Source organism: Chitinophaga rhizophila (genome assembly GCF_019492185.1).
In the GTDB taxonomy this organism is placed as follows: domain Bacteria; phylum Bacteroidota; class Bacteroidia; order Chitinophagales; family Chitinophagaceae; genus Chitinophaga; species Chitinophaga rhizophila.
The window spans coordinates 129,828-155,015 of the sequence record NZ_JAICCF010000006.1; the positions used below are offsets into that span (position 1 = coordinate 129,828).

General features: G+C 45.7%; 17 protein-coding genes. 5 read left to right on the top strand and 12 right to left on the bottom strand.

Going from position 1 to position 25,188, the window contains the following annotated elements:
- Positions 1 to 51 precede the first annotated feature (51 nt).
- From K1Y79_RS27130 to K1Y79_RS27150, 5 genes are all read right to left on the bottom strand, one after another.
- Complete coding sequence (locus tag K1Y79_RS27130) at positions 52 to 1,023, bottom strand: AraC family transcriptional regulator (protein WP_220253360.1); 972 nt, start codon at positions 1,021 to 1,023, stop codon at positions 52 to 54.
- Positions 1,024 to 1,197: 174 nt separating this feature from the next.
- Complete coding sequence (locus K1Y79_RS27135; RefSeq protein ID WP_220253361.1) at positions 1,198 to 2,043, bottom strand: aldo/keto reductase; 846 nt, start codon at positions 2,041 to 2,043, stop codon at positions 1,198 to 1,200.
- Between the two features lie 338 nt (positions 2,044 to 2,381).
- On the bottom strand, positions 2,382 to 4,820 hold the full coding sequence (locus tag K1Y79_RS27140; RefSeq protein ID WP_220253362.1) for a glycoside hydrolase family 95 protein: 2,439 nt from the start codon (positions 4,818 to 4,820) through the stop codon (positions 2,382 to 2,384).
- Between the two features lie 122 nt (positions 4,821 to 4,942).
- Positions 4,943 to 6,592 carry a GH39 family glycosyl hydrolase gene (locus tag K1Y79_RS27145; RefSeq protein ID WP_220253363.1) on the bottom strand — a complete coding sequence of 550 codons (1,650 nt, stop codon included), beginning with the start codon at positions 6,590 to 6,592 and terminating at the stop codon, positions 4,943 to 4,945.
- Positions 6,593 to 7,042: 450 nt separating this feature from the next.
- Complete coding sequence (locus K1Y79_RS27150) at positions 7,043 to 7,237, bottom strand: hypothetical protein (RefSeq protein WP_220253364.1); 195 nt, start codon at positions 7,235 to 7,237, stop codon at positions 7,043 to 7,045.
- 124 nt (positions 7,238 to 7,361) lie between these two features.
- On the opposite strand from K1Y79_RS27150, the gene K1Y79_RS27155 reads away from it, so the two are divergent.
- The 4 genes from K1Y79_RS27155 (at position 7,362) to xseB (ending at position 12,371) form a co-directional block, all read left to right on the top strand.
- Positions 7,362 to 9,116, top strand: coding sequence for an ABC transporter ATP-binding protein (locus tag K1Y79_RS27155; RefSeq protein WP_220253365.1), 1,755 nt, complete (start codon positions 7,362 to 7,364; stop codon positions 9,114 to 9,116).
- Between the two features lie 58 nt (positions 9,117 to 9,174).
- Entirely contained in the window at positions 9,175 to 10,518 is a 1,344-nt protein-coding gene (locus K1Y79_RS27160; protein ID WP_220253366.1) for an NAD(P)/FAD-dependent oxidoreductase, read from the top strand.
- Between the two features lie 220 nt (positions 10,519 to 10,738).
- Positions 10,739 to 12,175, top strand: coding sequence for an exodeoxyribonuclease VII large subunit (gene xseA / locus K1Y79_RS27165; RefSeq protein WP_317197509.1), 1,437 nt, complete (start codon positions 10,739 to 10,741; stop codon positions 12,173 to 12,175).
- A complete protein-coding gene (xseB, locus tag K1Y79_RS27170; protein WP_146304932.1) occupies positions 12,165 to 12,371 on the top strand; it encodes an exodeoxyribonuclease VII small subunit in 207 nt (68 codons plus the stop codon). Before xseA ends, xseB begins: the two co-directional genes overlap by 11 nt.
- A gap of 93 nt (positions 12,372 to 12,464) precedes the next feature.
- On the opposite strand, the gene K1Y79_RS27175 is transcribed toward xseB, so the two are convergent.
- From K1Y79_RS27175 to K1Y79_RS27200, 6 genes are all read right to left on the bottom strand, one after another.
- A complete protein-coding gene (locus K1Y79_RS27175) occupies positions 12,465 to 13,280 on the bottom strand; it encodes a hypothetical protein (protein WP_220253368.1) in 816 nt (271 codons plus the stop codon).
- A gap of 75 nt (positions 13,281 to 13,355) precedes the next feature.
- A complete protein-coding gene (locus tag K1Y79_RS27180) occupies positions 13,356 to 17,858 on the bottom strand; it encodes a CheR family methyltransferase (protein ID WP_220253369.1) in 4,503 nt (1,500 codons plus the stop codon).
- 44 nt (positions 17,859 to 17,902) lie between these two features.
- Positions 17,903 to 19,426 carry a GAF domain-containing protein gene (locus K1Y79_RS27185; protein WP_220253370.1) on the bottom strand — a complete coding sequence of 508 codons (1,524 nt, stop codon included), beginning with the start codon at positions 19,424 to 19,426 and terminating at the stop codon, positions 17,903 to 17,905.
- A gap of 33 nt (positions 19,427 to 19,459) precedes the next feature.
- A complete protein-coding gene (locus K1Y79_RS27190) occupies positions 19,460 to 20,035 on the bottom strand; it encodes a biliverdin-producing heme oxygenase (RefSeq protein WP_220253371.1) in 576 nt (191 codons plus the stop codon).
- Between the two features lie 76 nt (positions 20,036 to 20,111).
- Positions 20,112 to 20,561, bottom strand: a complete 450-nt coding sequence (locus K1Y79_RS27195; RefSeq protein WP_220253372.1) for a response regulator — start codon at positions 20,559 to 20,561, stop codon at positions 20,112 to 20,114.
- 267 nt (positions 20,562 to 20,828) lie between these two features.
- Positions 20,829 to 22,316: a S41 family peptidase gene (locus tag K1Y79_RS27200; protein ID WP_220253373.1), complete on the bottom strand. Its 1,488-nt coding sequence runs from the start codon at positions 22,314 to 22,316 to the stop codon at positions 20,829 to 20,831.
- A 345-nt stretch (positions 22,317 to 22,661) separates the two neighbouring features.
- Here K1Y79_RS27200 and K1Y79_RS27205 point away from each other — a divergent pair, with 345 nt between their 5' ends.
- Positions 22,662 to 23,669 (top strand): glutamine synthetase beta-grasp domain-containing protein, encoded by a 1,008-nt coding sequence (locus K1Y79_RS27205; RefSeq protein ID WP_220253374.1) that lies wholly within the window; start codon positions 22,662 to 22,664, stop codon positions 23,667 to 23,669.
- A 464-nt stretch (positions 23,670 to 24,133) separates the two neighbouring features.
- Here K1Y79_RS27205 and K1Y79_RS27210 read toward each other — a convergent pair whose 3' ends face one another.
- Positions 24,134 to 25,156 (bottom strand): HmuY family protein, encoded by a 1,023-nt coding sequence (locus tag K1Y79_RS27210; protein WP_220253375.1) that lies wholly within the window; start codon positions 25,154 to 25,156, stop codon positions 24,134 to 24,136.
- Positions 25,157 to 25,188 lie beyond the last annotated feature (32 nt).

The following is a 25,188-nucleotide window of genomic DNA, read 5'->3' on the forward strand; positions in this document are numbered from 1 at the left end:
GGCAGGAATCAGCCATGGCGAGCAACATCCTGTCAGCATCAGCGAGTAATACTATGCTGATTGACGGCTCATCAATAGCTGATTCCTGCTGCTTACTTCCTTATTACCAAAAGACATCTTCCTGTAACTTGCCGGTGTCATCCCGGCATTTTTACGAAAGAAAGAACTAAAATTAGGCTGCTCTGCAAAGCCAATGCTATAGCCTATATCCTGCAAGGTCCAGTCAGTTTGCAACAGCAACTGCTTGGCCACTTCCAACAAACGGTTACGAATATGTGTACTTATGTTTAACCCCGTACGTTTTTTCAACAAGCTATTCAGATAATTAGGATGCACATGCAGATTAGCAGCAAACTCTTTAGCCGTTTTCATAGCTATAGGAGTAGCATAATGTACATTCGTGATTTCTCTTTCAAGCAGACTGAAAAACGCATGCACATAACGGTCTTCATCTGATACATGGTCTGGTGCCTTAAAGTCTGTGATCCTTGCGCATTGTATCAGCAATAGCTGCAGATATGTCTGCATCGCATCTGCATGTAAAGGGTTGCCGGTTAATTCTTCCTGCTGCATACTGCTGAAGATACTATTCAGCGAATGCATGTCCGCAGCTGCAAGACGGATAATATTCCTGCAACCTGTATCAAAAAGCTGGTACTTTTCGATGGTTGTTTTTAACAAAGGAAATTCATCCAGCAGCCGGCGGGTAAAAAGACAGTCGAATCCCTCCTGTATGACAGACAGAGATTTCCACGAGATGACATCTGCGGGATGAATGAGTACCAATACCGGCTCATCAATATAGTAAGAGCGCGCCCCTACTGTCAGCATTCCTTCTCCTTTTGTGATCATTAATACCTGGTAGAAGTCCCGCCGATGCGGCGTGATACAGTTGTTGCAATCACGGCTAACGCGGCTATACACCCGTATGGGCAGAGGTGAAAAGTCTCCTGTTGTTACAGGAATATTATATGGGGAATGGGTTGGCAAACTACTTCTATGAGTTCCCGGTGTTCTGATCATACCTGTCTGGATTTACAGTTACAAATATGTCTGAGATCGGGCACATTCCGGTTGTCCCTATTCTCGGTCTTTAAGTACTTTTCCCGGTTTTTAGGAGCAGTGGGGATACTTACAATAAAAAAGCTGCCTATCCCTGTAGTGAGGGACAGACAGCCTTAACACAATCAGATGTGATTATCTGGACAGTTGTTCAAACTCTTCCTCAGTCAGTTCGATATCAGCCGCTTTCAGGTTTTCTTCCAGGTGCTGAATAGATTTGGTGCCCGGGATGAGCAGGATATTATCTGCACGTTGCAGTAACCACGCCAGCGCAATCTGAGCGGTTGTTGCATTGTATTTCTCAGCAATCTTGCTGATCTTTTCTGCCAGTGTATCCGGACCGGAAGCCAGCGGGAACCATGGAATAAAGGCCAGATTATGCTGTGTTGTATAATCCAGTACCTCTTCCCATTGCCGGTTGCCCAGGTTATACAGGTTCTGTACAGATACTATCGGGAGCACTTTCTGCGCACGCTCAATCTGCGCAACATCTACTTCTGATAAGCCTACATACCTGATCTTACCGGCTTTTACAGCGTCCGCGACAGGCGCCAGTGTTTCTTCTACCGGCACTTTCGGATCAAAGCGGTGCAGTTGCCAGAGATCAATGGTATCAACTTTCAGGCGTTGCAGACTACCTTCAATATTCTCCCGGATAAATTCGGGACGGCCGTCAGGTACCCACTTGTTAGGGCCCGGACGTTGAAATCCGCCTTTCGTAGCGATTACTACCCCTTTCTGATATGGATGCAATGCATCTGCAATCAGTGTTTCGTTTAACTTCGGCCCATATGCTTCCGCTGTGTCGATAAAGTTAACACCGCCGGCTACGGCAGCCTGCAGTACTTTCTTTGCGTTCTCACGGTCTGCTACCTCTCCAAATACGCCTGTTCCTGTCAATTGCATTGCACCGTAACCAAGACGGTTGATCTCCAGCTGACCACCTAAACGGTAAGTCAGATTCTTTGTGCTTGTTGCCATGTTCTTACGTTTTAAAATCAATCCTGAAATTGTGAGTGAATATTGTTACATCGGTTTTTGCAAACCATCCTTTATGCATCAATAAGTATACCCGGCTAACCTTGCTGTCATGCGCTGTTTATGGATCGTCGTGTACATTTCCTGCAATATGATATGCGCGTAGTACCATGCCATATCATACTTGTTTACTGAAGAATACAAAGGTGGGAAGATTATACCATTCAGCAGTTGGTAAAAACAAAGGAATTATTATGAACTTCAAAGAATCGGGGGAATGAAAGGCATAAAAAAAGGTGTGTCCTGTACAGACACACCTTCAGCTATTATCATATTTTCAGTTATAACACTGTAAAGCGATAGGTCTTACCTTTCTCGGTAGCCACATCGTAGTTGTCAGCAGCAACGATCTCCAGCGGAGCAACTGTTTGGGTATGTACCAGCGGAGTTGCTACCGGTGTTACATAGTAAAAAGGATTACTGTTTTCACCTGTTGCCTTCTTCAGCGGCTCTGCTCCTTTCAGCGGCACGCTGCTACGGATGCGGCAATTGCCTCCAAGGGTAGATCTGATCACCAGCCTGGTAATCTTCCCGTCTGCCCATGCCAGGTCTTCTATCACAAAGCCTCCTCTTGCACGCAGTCCTTGTATGCTGCCGGTTTTCCATTGCGGAGGAAGGGCAGGTAACACATAAATAGCGCCATCATGACTTTGCATCAGCATCTCTGTTATACCGGAAGTACAGCCAAAGTTACCGTCAATCTGGAAAGGCGCATGTGCATCAAAAAGATTGGTGTAGGTACCTCCGCCGCGTTTACCTACCGGACTAAGCTGGTTAGTAATTAGCTTCAGTGCATGTTCACCATTCTGTAATCGTGCCCACCAGTTCACTTTCCAGCCCATGCTCCACCCGGTGGATACATCGCCTCTTTGCAGCAATGTGGTGTTGGCTGCGCTGGCCAGTAACGGTGTACGGTTAGGAGAGATCTGTGCTGATGGATATAGCCCGTATAAGTGTGAGATATGGCGATGATTATCCTCTGGATTATCAAGGTCGTCTATCCATTCCTGCAGCTGCCCGTGCCGGCCTACCTGCATAGGAGGCAGTTTACTGCGCATGGTTTTAAACGTATCTACCAGTGCAGCATCTTTTCCCAGTATTTCAGCCGCGCTGATAGCTGCGCTGAATGCATCAAATACAATCTGGTTATCCATAGTGCATCCTGCGTCAAACGATACGCCAGGGCGTGTAGAGGGTGCATTCTCCGGAGAAGTGCCGGGATTGATGACAAGATATTTACGCTTGGGATCTTCTACAAGATCATCGACAAAGAACAGGGCAGCGCCTTTGATGGCAGGGTATACATCTGCCAGATAGCGCTTGTCACCATTATATAGGTATCTTTCCCACAGGTGCTGTGCCAGCCAGGCTCCTCCCATACTCCATATACCATAGAAGATACGGTCTACCGGACCTGTAATACGCCAGATATCAGTATTATGATGCGCTACCCATCCCCTGGCACCGTATAATGTACGGGCAGTACCCTGCCCGGTGACAGACAGTTCCTTTATCATCTGTACCAGTGGTTCATGCATTTCCGGCAGATTATCCTTTTCAGCCGGCCAGTAGTTCATTTCAGTATTAATGTTGATGGTATATTTACTATCCCATGGGGGCGTCATGAGGTTGTTCCACAGGCCCTGCAAAGTAGCCGGTTGGCCACCTGGCTGCGAACAGGAGATAAGCAGGTAGCGGCCAAACTGGAAGTACAGCGAGACAAACTGCGGATCGTATGCTTTAGAGAAATTAACCAGTCTGACATCAGTTGGCTCTTTTGCAGCGTCTGAACTACCCAGATCAATTTTCACCCTGTTAAAGTAACGCTGATAAGCGGCAATATGTGCTTTCAGCAATGTAGGATATGGTTGCTTTACTGCAGCATTGAGATAGGTAGCGGCACGCTTTGCAGCATCGGCGCTCAGATCTTTGTAGTTGACATAATTTGTCGCCATGGAGATGAAGACCAGGGCACTGTTGGCATTCTTTACAGTGATGGCAGTATCAGTGTTGGCCACGCTTCCACCAGTTGCTATTACCCTGGCAATACCATTGAACTTCACTTTCCCTTCTACTCCTTCATGCGCGCCGGTCATACCATTCACCGTTAGATCTTTTCCATTGGCTTTTACTACAGCATTTTTCTGCGGAGTGGTGAGGTAGGCGGAAAAGTCAATAGCACCAGGTTTATCGCTACTGATGCGAACGACAATGGTTTGTGCGGGTACTGATGCAAATACTTCGCGTGTATATTTTACACCATCTACTGTATAGCTGGTAGTAGCCACTGCCTTTTCAATGTCCAGTTCGCGGTAATAATCTTTATACTGCTGATGTCCCGGAAATGCGAGGTGTAAGGTACCTACAGGTTGGTACATTTGTCCGTTGGAAGTCTTTGTCTGTATCTTTTCAGCAGCCAGTTCCTGTGCTTCTTTCTGCTTACCGTCAAAGATGAGCTGGCGGATCCTGGGTAAGGCCGCGAGTCCTTCGGGATTTTCATTACGATTAGGACTGCCTGACCATACAGTACTCTCGTTCAGTTGTATAGCTTCTTCAGCGGGGTTACCAAACACCATTCCGGCAATGCGGCCATTACCTACGGGTAATGCGGCAGTCCAGACATCGCCTGCGGGCTGCCGGTACCATAGCTTGAGGGATTGCTGTGCATGGACAAATACGGGAAGCATGCTGAAGAACAGCAGGGTTAGTTTTGCTTTCATAACAGTCGGAATCGTTTAATGAGTGTCCAAAATACAGTAAAAAAACAATACCAGGAATGAGTAATCAGGAATTAGGGCTGCCGGCTCAGGCTTCCTGCTTATTGATGCCTGATTATTGCTTATCAGCTGATGGTTTCATCAATCAGCATAACATCCCATGGTTGCAGGGTTTTACCGATTAAAAGTACGCCTGTATTGCTTGAAAGTACCTGTTCTTCTCTGACGGCCATGGCCAGCTGCTGCATTGTTTTCAGCTGAGCAGGAGATAGCGTATCGGGGTTGCCGGCCTGTTTCAGGTGGAAAAGCGCATTGCCATTTTCTTTATCCAGTATTTCTACATTGAAGCGGGCATCTTTGTTAGTATTGATCAGTTTGAAGTTAAAGTCCCGTGGTTCTCCCTGTTTGATGATATTTTCTGCCACATCTGCAGCACCGAAAGGAGGAGCTGTTTTAACTGTAGCCGGATAGTTGTATACGATAGCGGTTAGGCGCTGCGAATCTTTGTGCCGGGTAACGATAATGCCGTCTTTATTATAGAGCAATTCATCGCCCAGGGCGTGCAGCATGCGATAGGCATGGAAGGCAGGTTTGGGAATACCCTGGTAGTTGAGTAGTCCGCCTGCGCCGGAGAATTGTTGTCCACCTGCGCCTTCTTCCCCACAGTCAGTAAAGGATGTATATGACAATGCATCTGCCAGTCCGATACTGTCAGCGTTGGCTTTTATGATAAAAGCAGCCGCAGGTAGGGCATCGTGCATGGTATCTCTGGACGAAGAGCTGGAGTTCCAGGCGGTGAGGTGTATTTCTGCTTTAGGAAAGGCACTTTTATCGACAATAGTTCTTAGCCATTGCAGATCTTTTAATGTAGCGTCGGCGTTTCGGACAATCCCTTTATTGTTATTAAATGGGATATCTGTCGGGTATGGGTGTGTGGAGATAAAGTCAACTGGCAATTGTTCACGTTTACAATATTCCAGGAAGTCTTCTATCCATACCCCTTTCCATTGCAGGGTATCGGGATCGGGGGATGTAACAGCTATTCTGGATGCATCTTCGGTTTCTCCATCAAAACGGCCGTCGCCTACGAAGTTACCGGTTGCAGGACCACCTATGCGCAGTTGCGGAGAAACACCTTTCAGTGCCTGGGCAGTTGCTTTATACATGGCGAAGTACTGGCTTTTGGTACCGGCCCAGGTAGTTTTGTTATTAGGTTCATTCCAGAGTTCAAAGTACCAGGTACTGACTTCATTAGGTCCATATTTATCCAAACAGTGTTTGGCGAAGCCGGTAACCAGCGTAGTCCATTTGTAGAAGTCTGCCGGCGGTGCAACATTAGCTTTCCACCAATAGGCGGTAGCGCTGCCACCAGCGATATCTTTAGGGAAGAAGCTAAGAGTGATGAATGGTTTGACGCCGGCTTTCAGCATACGGTCTATCACTTCATCAATACGTAGCCAGTTGTAAACGCCTCCCTGGTATACGGACATATCATCATGAAAGATACCTTGCAGGCGGCAATACCGGAAGCCGCAGTATTTCTTTGCAAATTGCAGTTGTTCCAGCCAGGGAGAGGCGGTATGTAATACTTCGCCCGCTCTGCCAGCGCCAATACATCTGCTCCAGAAATGAGAGAAGGCACGTCCCTGTACTTTGGTGTCAATCAGCAGGGGCGGTTGTTCTTCCCATAGTGAACGGCCGGCAGCGATACCGGGTATTAATGCAGTACCGGCTACTGAAACGAATGCCTGTTTCAAAAAAATACGTCTTTCCATGAGGTAAGGGTTATATCATTGCGCCAGTGTTCCCCAGAATGAAGCCAGCATTGTTTTTCATATCGCGATATAGCTCAGTTACACAGATTCAGGGGATACAGGCTTTCTTTGGATTGATAAAATATCTACTATAAAATCATAACAAGTAAAGGATATTATGTACGGGATGGAGGCGGTATGCAAGGGTGTGCATATCCTATTGATCCGAATACATATATGTCTAAATTACACTGTGATTGTGAAAAAAGCAAGGGGGGAGAGCGGATTAGCAGATAATTGATGGGAATGGGGTAACAATGGATGTGTAATAGGTTGGATATCAGACAGCACTCCTCATTTCAGCAGGTCAGCAGGAGAAGCAACTGCTTGCCGGCGTAAGGAAAGACAATACCTTCCTTACAACCGGACGGGTGCAGTTAACAAATCAGGGATGGCAGGAGGACAGACCTATCAGGATGGGCGGTCTTTGGTATTGCGTATCAGACCTATACCCGCAAAGAAAAAAATTGCTCCCAGTATGGAATAGATGATAATTCCTTTGATGCTCTTCGTACCACCGGAACTGTTCATAAAGCTCACGGCACCCATTATCAGACCAGCTATACCCAGAAAGGTCAGGAGCATCCCGATAACCCGTTTTTCCATAACTTTTTCTCACTGTAATGCAAATCGCATGCCCTAGCTGCTGATTTTTGGAACTGAGGGGTATATCCGACTGCCAAATATGCGTGTTAGCCCCTAGTGGTGCAATTTTTGCGCCTTTCCGGGCATGAAGATCTTCTGGAATTATATGCGTCCCCACCGCTGGATGATTGGTTTGTGCCTTTTGCTGGCCGGCCTCGCCCAGTTAGCCACCATGATAGATCCGATGATCTTTGGAAAGATCATAGACGATTATGCACTCCACCCGGGTAACAGGTCTCAGGATGAACTGGTGAATGGAGTGTTGTTCTGGCTGGCAATAGCGATTGGCGTGGCTATGCTGGCAAGATTGTGCCGATCCTTCCAGGACTTTGTGATGCGCCTGATAGTGCAGCGTTTTGGTATGCAGGTGTTCAATGATGGATTGAAACAAACACTGCGTCTTTCTTACCAGGAATTTGAAGAACAACGTAGTGGTGAGACCGTAGCACTATTACAGAAAGTACGTACAGATACAGAACGTTTTATTAATGCATTTATTAATATCCTGTTTTCTTCACTGGTAGGTATCGGTTTTCTGATATGGTATGCTATTAACAAGCATTGGGCGCTGGTACCTGTATTCTTCGCAGGAGTAGTAATACTTGGCACATTGACAGGGATGCTAAGCCGGAAAATGAAGCAGATACAGCGTTCTATTAATAAAGAGACGCTTAAGCTGTCGGGGTCTATTACTGAGTCGCTACGTAATATAGAGCTGGTGAAGAGCCTCGGACTGACTTTTCCGGAAATACGCCGGCTACGGACGTTTACGAAGAACATATATGACCTGGAGATCCGGAAGGTAAAGCAGGTCAGAACACTTTCCTTTATTCAGGGTACTACCCTGAATGTATTGAGGCAGTCCATCTTGTTTATATTGCTATGGCTGATCTTCCGTAAGGTACTCAGCCCTGGTGAACTGATTGCCATGCAGTTTATATCCGCTACGATATTCAGTCCGCTGCAGGAATTAGGCAATATCATCCTCTTCTATCGTGAAGCAGAGAGTTCCCTACAGATGTTTGATCAGCTGATGCACAAACCTGTTGAGGAGAAACCGGCTAGTCCGGTTGAACTGGGTACACTGGAGAGCATCCGCTTTACGGATATTGTATTCAAACATCAGACAGCCACGCAGCATGCGCTGGACGGGATCAGCTTCAGTGCAGCTATGGGAGATACAATTGCTTTTGTAGGACCATCAGGGTCGGGTAAGTCAACACTTGTAAAATTGCTGCTGGGACTATACCAGCCGGTGTCAGGACAGATTTACTTTAATGATATACCTTCCGGAGAGATACGTTTTAACCAGATGCGGCGGCAGATAGGATTCGTATCGCAGGATACGCAGCTGTTTGCAGGTACGATAAGAGACAACCTGCTGTTTGTAAAACCTGATGCAACAGAGGACGAGATGCTGGAAGCACTGCATAAAGCCTCTTGTACGCAGTTATTGGCGCGTTCTTCTCATGGAGTGAATACGATACTTGGCGAGGGCGGTTTAAAGCTGTCAGGCGGCGAAAAACAGCGTATTTCCATTGCAAGAGCATTGATACGCCATCCGAGACTATTAATCTTTGATGAAGCAACATCAGCGCTTGACTCGCTAACAGAAGAAGCCATTACCGATACTGTAAGGAATATATCTGCCAGAAGAGAGCAACTAAATATTCTCATCGCACACAGGTTGTCCACAATTATGCATGCTGATACCATTTATGTACTCGAGAAGGGGAAGATCGTTGAGACAGGCACACACGATGCTTTACTTGAGCAAAAGGGCCTTTACTATGCAATGTGGCGCCAGCAGATAGGCGAACGCCGCAGTTTAACACATTAACATCGTAGTGCAGGGGCATGGTTTTTGGGTCGCACAGGCTATACAAAATCATTGTATTATGGAACAGATGAGGCAGATCACTTTGAATATTCCGCCCACTACCAAGCCCCGGGTAGTAATAGTAGGTGCCGGATTCGGCGGACTGAACACAGCGAAAAGCCTTCCGGACGACAAGTTCCAGATTGTATTATTCGATAAACATAACTATCATACTTTTCAGCCGTTGTTATACCAGGTAGCTTCAGCTGCATTACAGGCAGATGCTATAGCAGGGCCGCTTAGAAATCTGTTCCACAATACAAAAGACTTTCACTTCAGAATGCTGCGGGTATTATCCGTGGATACCCAGACGAATACTATTAACACATCGGCAGGGCCGTTGCAATATGATTATCTGATTATCTCTACAGGTGCCAGAACAAACTATTTCGGGAATGAGAATATGCAACGTTACGCGTTACCGTTGAAAACTGTACCCGATGCGTTGAATATGCGCAGTCAGTTGATGCAGCTGTTTGAATGGGCCAGCCTGAATGGTAATCCTGCCATTGCCGACCATATGCTGAATGTAGTATTGGTAGGCGCAGGACCTACAGGTGTGGAGATGGCGGGAGCATTGTCAGAACTACGGAAGAATGTATTACCGAAAGACTATCCGGCACTTGATTTCAGTAAGATGAAGATATATCTGCTGGATGGACTGGACAGGGTATTACCACCAATGCATCCGAAGTCCAGCGCCCGTGCACAGCGCGACCTTGAGAAGATGGGCGTCATTATTAAACTGGGGGTGATGGTACAGGACTATGATGGAGAAACTATTACCCTTAAAACAGGAGAGCAGATCAAGTCATTCCTGGTAGTATGGAGCGCAGGTGTAACCGGCGAAGTACTGGCCGGTATACCCACAGAATGGACAGAACGAGGACGCTTACTCACAGATCCTAATTGTCGTGTAATTGGTAGCAAAAATGTATTTGCTATCGGCGATATCGCTTTGATGAAGCTGGAAGATTATCCAAAAGGACATCCTGGAGTAGCACAGCCTGCCATACAGATGGGAAAGTATATCGGTAAAAACCTGCACGCTATTCATAGAAATGAGACGGTTAAACCCTTCAAATATTTTGATAAAGGATCACTGGCTACTATAGGCAGAGGTAAGGCAGTAGGCGATCTCCCGGGAAATATTCACCTGGGCGGCAGGCTTGCATGGTTCATATGGCTGTTTGTACATGTGAACTTCCTGGTAAGCTTCCGTAATAAGCTGCTTGTGCTGACCAACTGGATATGGAACCTGTTCACTTTTGATAAAGGCAACAGGTTGATTATACGACCATATATCAGGAAAGGGGACGAAAGGGCCAAAGCTGTATTTGCGGAGAATCAGGTAGGCAGTTAGCGTGGTAATGTGAGACGTTGCACATCGGGAAAAGCAAAATAGTACGAGCGATAAGGAAATGTTAATGTTCCACTGCTTAACTTCTCATTAACCGATTTAGTGCCTACAGTTACTAATATTGCTATAATAGAAAAGTAGCCAGAACTACTTTTAAATTGTTTTCATAACGTGGAATTAGAATACCGGCCGCCTTTCCAGGCGGCTGTTTTTATGTACCTTTGTGTCTGCTTTGGAAATCAGAAATTACATAACGTTATCACAGCTTGCGACGGGTATTCAGGGGACTATCAGGAATGCTTTTTCAGGACAAAGTTACTGGGTGGTAGCTGACATCACCAGTCACTCCTTCTATCCTGCCAAGGGATACCACTACTTTGACCTGGTAGAGAAAGACGCACGCAGTCATCAGCTGACTGCCAAGATATCTGCTACCGCCTGGGGCAACGGAAGTATTCGTATCAAGGAGTTTGAGAATGTAACCGGTCAGCGGTTTACCAATGACATGCAGGTCCTGGTACGTGTCGCCGTAGAGTTTCATGCGATATATGGCTTGAAATTGTCCCTGATAGATATTGACCCCAGTTTTACCATCGGACAGCTTGAACAGCAGAAACAGGCTACGTTACAACGGCTGCTGACTGACTGTGCAGACATTGTTCAGAGAACGCCTGAAGGTTATATGACCCTCAACAAAGGACTAAGGCTTAATCCTGTTATACAGCGTATAGCAGTTCTCTCGTCTGCCTCCTCTGCGGGTTATCAGGACTTCATGCATACCCTGCAGAACAATCCCTACAAATACGCCTTTTATACTGATAACTATTTCACAGCCGTGCAGGGAGAGGCGAATGCGACACAGGTATGTGCACAACTATCTGCCATTACAGCCTCCCACAAGCAATATGATGCTGTAGTGATCATACGTGGAGGTGGCGCACAGACAGACCTCCTGTTGTTTGATCAGTTTGTATTGGGTAAAGCAGTAGCAGGCTTCCCGGTACCTATTATCACCGGTATCGGCCATCAGAAAAATGAGACTATTACTGATATGCTGGCACATACAGCGACTAAAACTCCTACCCGTACAGCAGAACTTATCATTGCACATAACCGCAGCTTTGAAGAGACATTGCTGACACAGCAAAGCCAGCTTATCATCCGCATGCAGCAGATGCTTTCAGGCAGACATCAACAGCTGTCCTCTTTACATGCAGGTATTATGAACAGATCGAGAGACCTGCTGACTTACCACAAGGAGGGTTTAACCCGGGCAAGACAGGTCATACCTCAAAAAGCCCTGCACCTGTTATTAAAACAGCGTCATGCTATCACACAGTTATCCGGGCAGCTATTGACCAAACCTGGTCAGGTAACAGCCGGCAAACAGCAGGAACTGCTGCATATCCGTAAAGATATACAGGTATTTGCCCGCAAGCTGATACAACACCAGCAACAGCAGCTGGCGCATCATGAAACAGTGGTACGTATCATGAGTCCGGCATCTTTATTACAGAAAGGCTTTGCGATGGTGCAGCATAAAGGAAAGATCATTACCAGCGCAGCACAATTATCTGCCGGAGACGAGATCACTGTGCAAATGGCAGATGCAGGCGTGCAGGCAACTATTACTTCTAAAACGACAACCGATGGATACTAATCTGACATATGAAGCAGCATACAAAGAACTGCAACAGATCGCCAGGGAAATAGAAACGGAATCCGTTTCTGTAGATGTACTGGCGGCAAGAGTGAAACGTGCTTCCGAATTAATTACCTTCTGTCAGGCGCGCCTGCGGGCAACAGAAGCAGAAGTGGAGAATATTATTCAGCAGATGGAAGATAAACCGCTGTGATCTGGTCTTGTTGTGTGTATGCACAGCAGGCATAAAATAACTGAGGGCTGCAGGATAGTGATCCTGCAGCCCTCTTTATATTCAGTAAACTGATTATTCAGTAACGATCTCACACTTGATTTTAGCGCCTGCTTCTACTTTCTTTGCGATAGCAGCACCGCCTTCTTTTACCAGACATATAGAGAAGTTTTCGTCCTCTATTTTTGCCACAGCTATTTTACCAAGAGTTTTCTTTCTGTGCATCTTCTTACCATCAACAGTCAGGTCGGTAACTTCATATACACGGAACTCGTCATGTTCCTGCAGACCAGACAGGCTACCTGCAACAATCAATACACGGATAGCTTCACCTGCACTATTCTTCTCTTCAATCTGTGCGATAGATACCGGTGTTTTCAGGTTCTCACGGATAAACTTTTCGATACCCGGTGTCAGTTCCTTCATCGCATCTTCAAAGGCGCGTTTGCCTTTAGCGCCAGCTGTGAATCTTGAAGTGGCCACTTCTTCACCGGAGTTAACATCCACGATAGCGATGTCAAACAGTAGTTCTGAAGTAGTGACATTGGTAATGCCTAACGGAAGATCAGATGGTTTCGTGTCTACATTGGCTTTCAGGATGTTACCCGTCACAATGTACTGTGCGCCCAGTGATTTTGCATGAGCCAGCGCACCGGCGTCGGGATTGGGTTGTCCTACTCCTGCTTTGATCTGTTCAAGCTTATCTTTTTCCATCAAAGAAAAACCTCTCACTTTTAAGGTAGCATCATATACAGTATTCTGTATAGCCGTCACGTATTCAGTCCTACCACTACTTTTGAAAGACGCAACACCTACAAGGTTTTTGGTTTGGGCGAAAGCAGATGAGAAAGCAACAATGCCGCATAAAACGGATAATACTCTTTTTGTCATGGCTAGGTATTAGTTTGAAATAGCGCCCAAAAATACGACTATTCCCCTTATATATTTTTTTTTATGATAAATACCCTAACCAGCTCGTTGGTCTTGCTTCACGGGCAGGATAATAGTGAACGTAGCACCTTCTTTCTCACGGCTATAGGCGGTGATCAAACCATTATGTTTATCAATGATCTTACGGGTAACGGCCAATCCGATACCGGTACCTTCATATTTATCTTTCGTATGCAGACGCTGAAAGAGTACAAATATTTTATCCAGGTACTTCTCATCAAAGCCTATCCCATTGTCAGATATGGAAACGCAGACAAATGGCCCTTCCGGGTCTCCCGGGCTATCAAACCGCTTCTCTTTGATGCGGTTACCCCGGATTGAGATCACTGGTTGTACATCCTTTCTTGAGAATTTGAAGGCATTGCTTAACAGATTCTGGAAGACCTGCCGTAATTGTCCCGGTACAGCTTCTATAACCGGCAGCTGTGTAACGGATACTTTGGCGTTCTTCTCCTGTATAAGTATTTCAAGATCAGAGAGTATTTCCTTGACGATCACCGTAAGATCCACCTGTTCAAAGAAGCTTGCCTGCGATAAACGGGAGAAGCGCAGCAGGTCATCAATAAGGCTGGCCATACGGGATGAGGAACTGATAATACGGTTCAGATAGTCCTTTGCCTTGTCTTCCAAATTCTCTTGATACCTGTCTTTCAACATGTTACCAAACATATGGATCTTGCGCAAAGGTTCTTTCAGGTCATGAGAAGCTACAAAGGCATATTGTTGCAACTCGGCGTTACTTGCTTCCAGATCTTCATTGGCCTGCTTCAGTTCAAGCGTACGTTCCTCAATACGCTGTTCCATAATTTCGGCAGCCATCTTCTGCTGATGGATGTCGGTACTGGTACCTACCAGCACACTGGAACGTCCTTCCATATCTTTCTGCACCCTGGTACGATGCAGGAACCAATGGTAAGCACCGTCTTTGTCCCGAATACGCATTTCCAATGAAAAGTCCTGCTTATCCTTGACTGCATAATTCCAGCTGGTTTGCCAGTTAGCAATATCATCCGGGTGAATGATACTTTCCCACTGTTCCTGTTGCAATATCTCCAGTGATTTACCGGTGTATATAACAAACTGCTCGTTGACGAAGTTGATATGTCCGTCCGCCTCGGAAGTCCAGAGTATTAACGGCATTGCCTCAGCGAGGAAGCGTTTTTCCTCTTTGTTAGCAATTACCTGTTCCTCTGCCTGACGCAGGTTGGTTACGTCCATCATGGAGCCCAGCATACGGTATGGCGTATTGTATTCATCCAGCAGCAGGTATCCCCTGTCGAGTACATGTGCGTAGGTGCCATCCGCACGACGCAGTCTGTACCCTTCTGTCCATTGACTTTGTTTAGAGTTTACAGCCCTGGAAATACTGTTTCTCACCTTATCCCTGTCTTCAGCATGGATGTTCTCCAGCCAGAAGGTACGGCTGTCAGAACCTTCCCTCTCATAGCCATAGATAACATAGAAGTTATCACTCCACCACACGCTGTTATTGGTAAGGCTCCAGTCCCAGATGGTATCGTTGGTAGCCTTGGATACCAGGCGGAAGCGTTCTTCACTCATGGTGAGTTCACGTGTCCTTTCCAGTACCTTATTTTCAAGGTCGCTATTGAGATTACGCAGACTTTCTCTGGCCTGTACCAGCTCATTATAGTTTCTGCGCAAGCGGTCTTCTGCATCTTTTTTCTCGGTAACATCCGAGCAGGTAATTACCATATTACCATCCTGCGTTTTCACACCAGACATTTCATACCAGTTGTCGTGCTGCTCGTCTTCTATGTGAAATTCTGTCTGCAGGATCTCGCCTGATTCTATTACCTGTACATACTTCTCAAACAGACCGTGTTCCAGCAATTGCGGCATAGCCTGCTTCATAGAAGGATGTTTCTGAGAAGTTACATCTTTGCCCAGGAAACGTAAGCCTTCACTATTAGATGCCAGCAGGCGGAAGTCAGCCACTACGCCTACTTCATTTCTCACAGGTTTAAATGCGAGGATGACATTTGTACTGGCATTGAACACACCTTTCAACAGCATGTCAAGTTCCTTGATAGCAGTAATATCCACGAAGGTGATTACTACTCCATCCGTCTGCTTATCCTGCCGGATGTAAGGAAATATCTTCATCAGGTACATATTGCCATTGCTCAGTACCATCTCTTTTTCTACTGTACGCTTTGCCCTGATCACGTTATGGATATCCTCAATCATACTATCCTGCTGGATGTTGGTAGAGATATGATTGATCGGGCGACCTATATCTGACGGAATCAGATTGATCATTTTAATAGCAGCCTGATTGAACTTACGGATACGCAGATGGGAGTCAACGAATACCTGACCGATATCCGTACTACGGAAGTAGTTATCCATATCGTCATTCAGCTCTATCAGTTCTTTGATCTTCAGCTGATGTTCCGTATTCAGGGTATGCAGTTCCTCATTGAGTGATTGCAGCTCTTCGTTGCTGGACTGCAGTTCCTCATTGGCGGAGAGTAGTTCTTCATTGCTGGATTGTAGTTCTTCGTTGGAAGTTTCCAACCCTTCTATTGCCATCTGAAGATTAGTACGGGTCTCACTGAGTTCCGCTTCCAGGGACATAATGTGTTCCTTAACGTCTGCAGGCTGTGCATGCGTATCCGGAGATTCATGTGGCCCTGTTCTGTCATGATCTTCCTGGAAGACGATCATGGTATGCTGATTTGTATTGGCAGGCCCTGGTTTAATCAGCAGATTGACAACACGAACGCCATCCGGCGTACTAACCTTTATTCCTTTCACTTCAGATTTCCTGGCAGAAGTCCATGCTTGCCGCAAGGCGATATTCAGCGCCATTGACAGGTCACTGGGTACCATCTTCATCAGGTTCAGGTGCAGCTTCTTCTCTGGAAGTGATAAGTACTTCTTATAGTTACCTAATGCTTCATGTATCTCGTATGACTTATCGATGTATATAGCCGCAAAGCCAAAGTCCTCGGCCATAGCCTCCCGGAAGTCTTCCTGCAGGTTATTGCTCTTCTTTTCAGCCATCGTGGTACGTCCATTGTTACTGACACGCAAGTCACGATTTTGGCGGATATATTCCAGCGGACTATATAGATTATCCGGGAGTGATGTACGGGAGCTATCTGTCTTCTTATAGATCTTCCATTTCTGGTGTATCTCTTCCAGACCACCACGGATCAGCGAAGCTGACTCACTGGGGCCCAGGAACAGATAACCGCCGGTATTCAACGCAAAATGAAGGGAGGATAACACCTGTTTCTGCAACACGTTCTCCATATAGATCAACATGTTGCGGCAGGTAACCAGGTCATTTTTGATGAAAGGAGGATCTTTCAGGATATTATGCCGGGCAAATACGATCTGCTTACGCAGTCGCGGCGCTACTGTATATTGTTTATCTTCTTTGATGAAGTACTTCTTAAGTAAGGTGGGTTCTACTTCTTTTGCGATAGAAGCAGGATAGGTGCCTCGGGCAGCAAATTCGATAGCGTTACTATCAATATCTGTTGCAAATATTTTAACGTCCAGCCACTTACTCTTTTCCTGCAGACACTGATCGAGTATCATTGCAAGAGAGTATGCTTCTTCACCAGTACTACAGGCGGTCACCCATATTTTTATGATAGCGCCTTCTTCCTTCTCTTCCACAAGGCGTGAAAGCACCTGATCTTTGAGTATGTCGTAGGCCGTTTTATCTCTGAAGAAGCGGGTAACGCCTATCAGAAAATCCCTGGCCAGCGCTTTACTTTCCTCTTCACTCTGCCGGAGCAGCTGCACGTACTCCTCCAGGCTTTTCACATTAAACTGGGCCATCCGCTTAGCAATACGCCGTGTGATGGTAGGTGGTTTATAGTGATTAAAATCCTGTCCGCTATGCTCTCTTACTAACTGGAAGATCTCAGTCAACATGTCATCGTCGATCTTCCCGTTAAACACCTGTACTGGCATGTCCTGGATATAGTTATAAATTTCACCGGGCATAAACTCCGGTGCCAGTACATAATCCATATTTTCTGAACCAATCACACTTCTGGGCATTCCGTCAAACTTCGCAGTTTCCGGATCCTGCACCATGACCATACCACCTGCCTTCTTTACAGCGGCAGCACCTTTAGTACCATCTGTTCCGGTTCCGGAAAGGATGATACAAATTGCATGACGACCTTTATCTTTTGCTAGTGAGAAGAGGAAAGTATCAATAGCCGTATTAGGAGCTTTCTCGACTGGCTTTTGTACCAGTCTGAGACGTCCCTGCTCTATAATAATCTCTTTGTTATTCGGAATAACATAGACACAGTCGTTTTCGACTGCCATATCTTCCTCTACCTCTCTTACCTGCATGTTGGTATGTTTGGAAACCAGTTCCACCAGCAGGCTTTTATAATCGGGAGACAGATGCTGAATGATGACAAACGAAAGATTGCCATATTCCGGCATGTTATCAAAGAATTCGTGGATGGCTTCCAGGCCACCAGCAGAGGCTCCTATCGCTACTATGTAGTTCGCTTTCTTCATTCAATTATTTAACCATAACTATTATCATACCAAATCAACTGGCATTAGTCCAACCCTTTGATAAGGAACTCGAGGAGGAAGTTACGAAGTAACCCTGCCATCTGGATTTCGGTGTCTTTCCAGGGGAGGGCCGTATTGCGGACTGTCTGTTGCCAGATACTGAATGAGTTACGTGGATGGTATTGTATATTATCCTTCTCAAATCGTATTGCTTCATTCGGGTTACCTCCCCAATTGACTTCCTGGACTACCTCAGGACGGAAGACAACCAGAAATTCCCCCTTACTAGGCTGTACTGGAATTACCAGTATACCGCTAGCAATATCTGCATAATGGATAGCCGGTTCATAACTGCCTGCAAGGTGCAGCTCCTGGAATACCTGGGAGGAGGCAGTACTTTGTAACCAGAGGAACAGGTCCTTTAGTTCATTTTTACCCGGCACTTTTCCAATCGTATCTAATCTCCGGTTAAACAACAAGGCTGCCCCCGATGCATTGAGCAATTGTAGTACACTGGCCTCCTTTTCGAGTAATCCATTCCCCAGTTCGCCAGTTGTAAATACCTGCTCTATGAGACGGGTGTGGATATCGTGCAGTTTCGTGTATTCATCGCTTTGTTCCTTATAGGAAAGGGACTGAATATGTGCGGCAATAATGTCTGACAGTAACTCAAACAGGGCCCTTCCTTCATATGGCAACCGGTACGCAGTGCGGTGGTGGCATGAGAACAATCCCCACAATTGTCCGTCTTTCAGAATACGGCAGGACATGGATGTCATAATAGCCATGTTCTTCATATATTCAAGGTGTACAGCCGGTACGCTGCGGAGGTTACATCCGGAAAGGTCTGTAAAGGCATTGGTCAGCGGGTTGATAACCGGATAAAGGCTCACAGGCACATATTCCCTGTTAGGAATCATGCGGTAAGGATTGTCGAGGTACATGGCCCTGGCCTGACGTGGAATATCAGACGCAGGGAATGTAAGGCCGAGATACGACTCCATACCTTCTTCCTGCTCTTCTGCCAGTACTGTACCATTCCAATCCTGATCAAACTTGTATACCATTACCTTATCAAAGCCAGACAGTTCCTTCAGCTGTTTAGCCGCTGTTTCACAGGCCGCCTTGATAGACCTGGTGGCATTGATGGCAGCCATAGCATACTTCAGCTGCTGGTATATATCTATAAACGAATGATCTTCTCCGGCGTCGCCAAGTTCTTCTATTTCCAGGATCATCGCTTCTGCAGACAGGTGGGCGATGGCCAGATAGTCTTTTGTTCCCTGGTCTCCGGTAAAGGAGAGTGTAAATGGCAGTTTATTTACCAATCCCTCCTCCAGCTTACGGTGCAATTCCTTCATCTGTGTTTCCGGGATATAGTCGGATAACATAGTCTCTACGATATCAACAGGTTGCTTACCAATAGCTGCTGTAATATTTTCACTCACCTGAACAATCCTGTAATCTGCTTGTCTTACAACCAGCAACATACCATAGGGCTGTATCAGATTGATCTGATGAAGCGGAACGCTACCACAAAAGGTAGAGTCAAAATTCCTTTTTTGCATATAAAAGGGGAATAAGCGGGTTGTTGAATTTGTTTATTGTCCCTGCCGGCTGAGCGCCCACAATTTAAACTTCTCAAAAGTGGTGGCAGCAGCCTCCAGCATCCTTTGCTGTTGTTGTTCGGTACCATTGTACCCCTGGAGGTAATGTACAAAGGTATCCCAGTAAGACTGGGTATCAGCGCCGTAGCCATTAAAGAACGATAATGCCTGTGGAAGTTCCGGTGCCTGGAGGTTTCGCAGGAGCATCTGACAAATCACCTGTCCTCCCAGCGTGGACCCTTCTAATACATACATTGCGCCCAATGCCTGCGCATTATCCGTGATTTCGGGTATATCAGTACAGCAAACCGGCTGAGTGGCAGGCGCTTTACGAATGGCCGCGATATCATCGAGTATAGAGGAGGCTTTTCTTCTCAGTTCAAAGCCTCCCGGAAATGTCCTATCCATATGAGCTGCTATATGCTGCTCCAGCGGATAGTAATAGCCATAAAAAAGTTCTAACAGACTGGCATACGATTCAGGTGTATTCACAGCTTTAATGCTGGGAATCAGCACACGCTCAAGTTCCTGATGTTGTTTTGCCGTACGTTCCCTTAACAGTTCGATCATTATTATACTCCGTTATTATTTGTCAAGAGTAATTAAAAGTACGGTGAATAAACGTCTGATCCATGTGGAAAGATTTCTACGGTAGCTGAACGACTGTAAACCAATAGGTGTGCAGCATGCGGGTAAACGCTACCAGATCAGAAAAATTAGCAGGCTTGATAGTATAACTATTGACTCCCAATTCGTAACATTTTGAAATATCCTTAGCCTCAGTAGATGTGGTCAGGATAATTATAGGCAACCATTTCAGGTTTATATGTTCCTTTATTTCCCGTAAAGCCTCACGTCCGTCCTTACGCGGCATATTCAGATCCAGTAGAATGATGCTTGGAAAAGGATACTTTTCCTCATCAGCATATTTCCCTTGTCTGTTCAGATAAAACATCAATTCTTCTCCATTCTCGACAAAACGCAGTTCGGCATCTGCACCACTTTCTTCAAAAGCAACTTTGATTAGCTCCCTGTCATCTGCGTCATCGTCGGCCACCAGTATACATTTCCTGCTACGTAGCACCTTATTGATCATCCAGTTTTCTATTTATAACGGCTAAAATTACTTAAATAAACTTGCAAAACAGTCAGTGAAAGTGGGATTTGTGCCTTGGGTCTCGCCTCCGGTTAGGAGACGAGACCATTAAGGACTTATAATGTTAAGAAACTTATGTTTTGCTAAAGAAGTCTGCTTTCGGGGTAAACAAACAGCACTTTTAATTAGGAAGCTGTTGCAAAGGTAACAGCAGCTATTCTAATTGACTGATCAAATCGGGAAAAAACATTACGATATAAGGAAATATCAACGAAGTTTTAACCTTGTCTCAATCATCCCGTTAAAAGAAGGCGGACCCATGTGTTGTACTGGCCTGATCTCTCCTGAACGGCCGGAAGGATGCCCCTGTATATAATTCAATGCCGCTGCCAGCGAGGTTTCTGATGGATCTCCAAAGTCGTGTGTCACATCGTCGCTTGCAGGAATATCTACTTCCAGTCCATGGAAAAAATCTCCAAAACCATCAGCATTCTTCATAGAGAAGTTGGACAAGTACACCGTATACTTATCAATACGCAGCCCGAAGAAACCTACCGGTTTTCCATAAGTAGTCTGCCCAACCAGTTTTACAGGCAAATGTGGTTTCAGGCTGTTAATCACCAGTTCACTGGCTGACGCAGTACTATTACTTACAAGGAATACCACCTGCTTCACCGTATTCAATGTACCTACATCTTCAAACTTAAACGTATTACCTGCCACTGAATAGTCAAGATCTGCATAGGTGGCCCAATGACCGTTCCACATGACAAGTTCCCCCGCACTGTTCCGGTATAACTGCTGCTTCAGAATAGGCGCTTTCCCGTTTTGCAGCAGGTCATTAAAGTACTCTACATACATCACTTTTCCATTGAGAGAGGCCGGAGCAATATGATTAGCCAGGTACTCAGCAGTCTGTGTATACCCCCCTCCATTATAGCGCAGGTCTACTACCATGGCAGTAACACCTGCGGCGGTAAACTGACTGAATGCCTGATCCAGGGCAGCCTTTGTTACGTTGAAATTCGAGAAACGGCTGTAAGCTATATAGCCCACCTTCTGTGCCCCGGCATTCAGAATAGCCGATTTCAGCACAGCTGATGTAGTATAATTCTTTTTAGTAAGGGTTACGGTACTTGTACTACCATTGGCCTTTTCAACGGTCAGGGATGCAGTAGACTGGGCCAGGGCTGACTCAATGAACGCACCCGAGTTAGGCGTAACACGTGTACCATTGATGGCCAGTACTTTCATACCCCGTGTCAGACCAGCATTTGCAGCTGCCGACGACGGATGAACGATGCGTACCCGTACATCTGTATTGCCATTAGCAGATAATCCGATGCCCAGATCATCCCCTTTATCATTCAGATCCACAGTTCCCTGCCTGCCGCCATCCAGGCTTTCTTCCGTCACAAATGAATACTTCGGATGCCCCGGAATACCGGAATATTCATAAGCCTCCCCGGTTATCGGATTGGTTTTCAGCTGTGTCAGGGTATATAACTCCCGCTGGTAATTCTGCAATACATTCCCACCGGTAGCATACTGTCTTGGGTTAAACACATCATATGCCGGCAGCGCATCATACCATAGGTAGACCTGCTGGGCATACAGATATATAGAGTCCAGCGTCAGCTGCTCACGCGTACCCTCTGCAGGTGTAGGTGGCGGATCGGTCTGGGCGTCCTTTTTACAGGCAAACCATAACATGGACATCGATAACGACAGTATCAGGGAAGTGCTCTTTTTCACCGGAGTGGTTTTAAGTTGACCTGTAGGATAGTACAGGTTATTGAAATTACGAAAAAAATACAGAGGTACAATAACCCAGTTTAAAAGATATTATAATTAAAACTATGTAAACTAATATTACCTACTATATCAGTTTTTTACACAAATTTGCACCAAAATCACCAACTCCTGCAATCAAACACCGTAAAAAGGAAGGTGATTATAGCTAAAAACAACATTTATAACTTTCTTTGCATCGCAGATCGACCACACTAAATAAAGGGAAGTATTTAGGGGATAACAGCACCACAATGCCAAAATTGATCGCTTGCCAAAGTGAACAAACATTTAAATATCAATTAGTCAATGGTAAAATTAGAGTACATCTGGCTGGATGGTAACTATCCAACTCAGAGCCTGAGAAGTAAAACTAAAGTAGAGAAAGAATTTAACGGTACACTGGAAGAACTTTCCATGTGGAGCTTTGACGGTTCCTCTACTAAACAAGCACCAGGCGGTTCTTCCGACTGTCTGCTGAAACCGGTTTTCTTCGTAAAAGATCCTCAGAGAAAGAACGCTTACCTGGTAATGTGTGAGGTACTGAAGGCAGATGGTACGCCACATCCTACCAACGGCCGCGCTACCATTGAAGATGATGATAACGATTTCTGGTTTGGCTTCGAGCAGGAATATTTCCTCTGGAACCCAAGCAGCAATAAACCTTTAGGTTTCCCTGATAATGGTTTTCCTCATCCGCAGGGCCAATACTACTGCTCTGTAGGTACTAACAATGCCTTCGGCCGCGACATCGTGGAAGAACACCTGGATGTTTGTATCGAAGCAGGTCTGAACGTAGAAGGTATTAACGCCGAAGTAGCTGCTGGTCAGTGGGAGTTCCAGATCTTCTCCAAAGGCGCTAAAGATGCAGGTGATCAGATATGGATCGCCCGTTACCTGCTGGAAAGAATCGGTGAGAAATACGGTGTTTCCATTAACTGGCACTGTAAACCATTAGGTACCCTGGACTGGAACGGTTCCGGTATGCACGCTAACTTCTCTAACACCCTGCTGAGAACTGCCGGCGACAAAACGGTATACGACAAAGTTTGTGAAGCTTTCAGACCTGTTGTAAAAGAACATATCGACGTATATGGAGCAGACAACCACCTGCGTCTGACCGGCCTGCACGAAACTGCATCTATCCACGATTTCAGCTATGGTGTATCCGACCGTGGCGCTTCTATCCGTATACCTGTTGCCACTGTAGAAAGAGGCTGGAAAGGTTACCTGGAAGACAGACGTCCTAACTCTGCTGCAGATCCATACAAAGTAGCAGCAAGGATTATCAAAACTGTAAAATCAGTAGGACTCTAAGTATACTACCAATAAACTGTTCAGATAATATAAGAGGGCGTATCATTCTCATGATGCGCCCTCTTCTTTTTGTAAAGGCGGCTAACCTGCCTATTCGCTTGGAGCTCGCTTGGAGGTCGCTACAAGGTCGCTTGGAGCTTCACAGTCCGTCCCGGTATAAGCGACTATTTTTCCTTATCCAGCGATGAGACACCTGCTAATTATGACGGATGACACATTGATAACCTGTGTATAACCTATGCATGCTCTTGCTGCTATAAAACGCATTATTCAAGGCTGGCTTATGTATTAATAGCCAAGTGTATAAATGATATGCTCTCGGACAGGGTTGATATTAAATCAAAGCGCATAGATGTTATTACATTTTAAAGATAACAAAGGGCACTTCTAAAAGAAGCACCCCTCACTTGCAGAAAACAATATTTTCCACTATAATAATTACCAAAGGTTACCAGCTGATAATCTTAGTTGGCTGATTTAACAAGTTTATACTCGATCACCGGATAACCTCTTGTACCGCCATCGCCGATACCCATGCTCACAAACTTCAGTTTGTAGTAGTTACCATTGGCATCTTTTACTACATAGAAGAAGTTTTTGTAGATACCTGCACCGGTAGTTGCTCTCCAGCTGCTGCCGATGGCATCACGCTTGTCAGAGAAAGTCTGTGCTGCAATGTTCGCCTCGGTGAAGTTATTATAACTAACAACAGTGCTGTCTACTTTAGCAGCAGTCACCCCAGCATATTGGTTAGTGATTACCAGGTCAGAGAAGAAGTATGGGATAGGACCTGCGGTGTAAGCGCCGTAAGACCATGCAATATCCCAATCAGCCTTCCGGGGCTCTACATTCACAGTAGCACCGTTATCGAGAGAGAAGAATGTAAAGTTGAAGTTATTGTCTTTGTTGATAGTAGCTGTTTTGATAGTAGTCTCTTTCAGCTTAGCATACTGTAAAGCATAACCGTTGCCGCTGCGGGTGATACGGATTTTGTACCAGGTAGCAGGATCTGTTGCACTTGCATTTTCAGGTTTAACCAGGTACACTTTATTGTTTGCCTCTGTGGCAGATATTTCAGCGATCGCTGTTTTAGTCAGATCGCCATACACGTCATCAATCATGCTGAAGTTGCCGGAACCAAGTCCGATAGCCAGATTCACACCAGCAGTATCTTCAATATTTACAGCGCTGATATCTGTTTTGTTGATTGCTACCGCACTGATAGCGGTGAAGCTATTCAGGGTAACACGATATTCTGCACCACCGTAGAAGCCAAGGTTCCAGCTACCACGGACTCTTGTAGCGGTTGAATCTGAGCTGAAGTCTACATATACCGTATTAGGGGAACCAGTGCCACCGCCGCCGTTCAGCGTAAGCTGAGAACCATCAGAAGGAGGTATAACTACGGTAGTGTCCTCGTCTTTACTACATGAAGTGAATAAACCTGATCCGACAGCAAGTACGAGGAAAAGTCTGCTTAATTTCATAGCCATTTTAGTTTGATTGTATTTATTTGAGC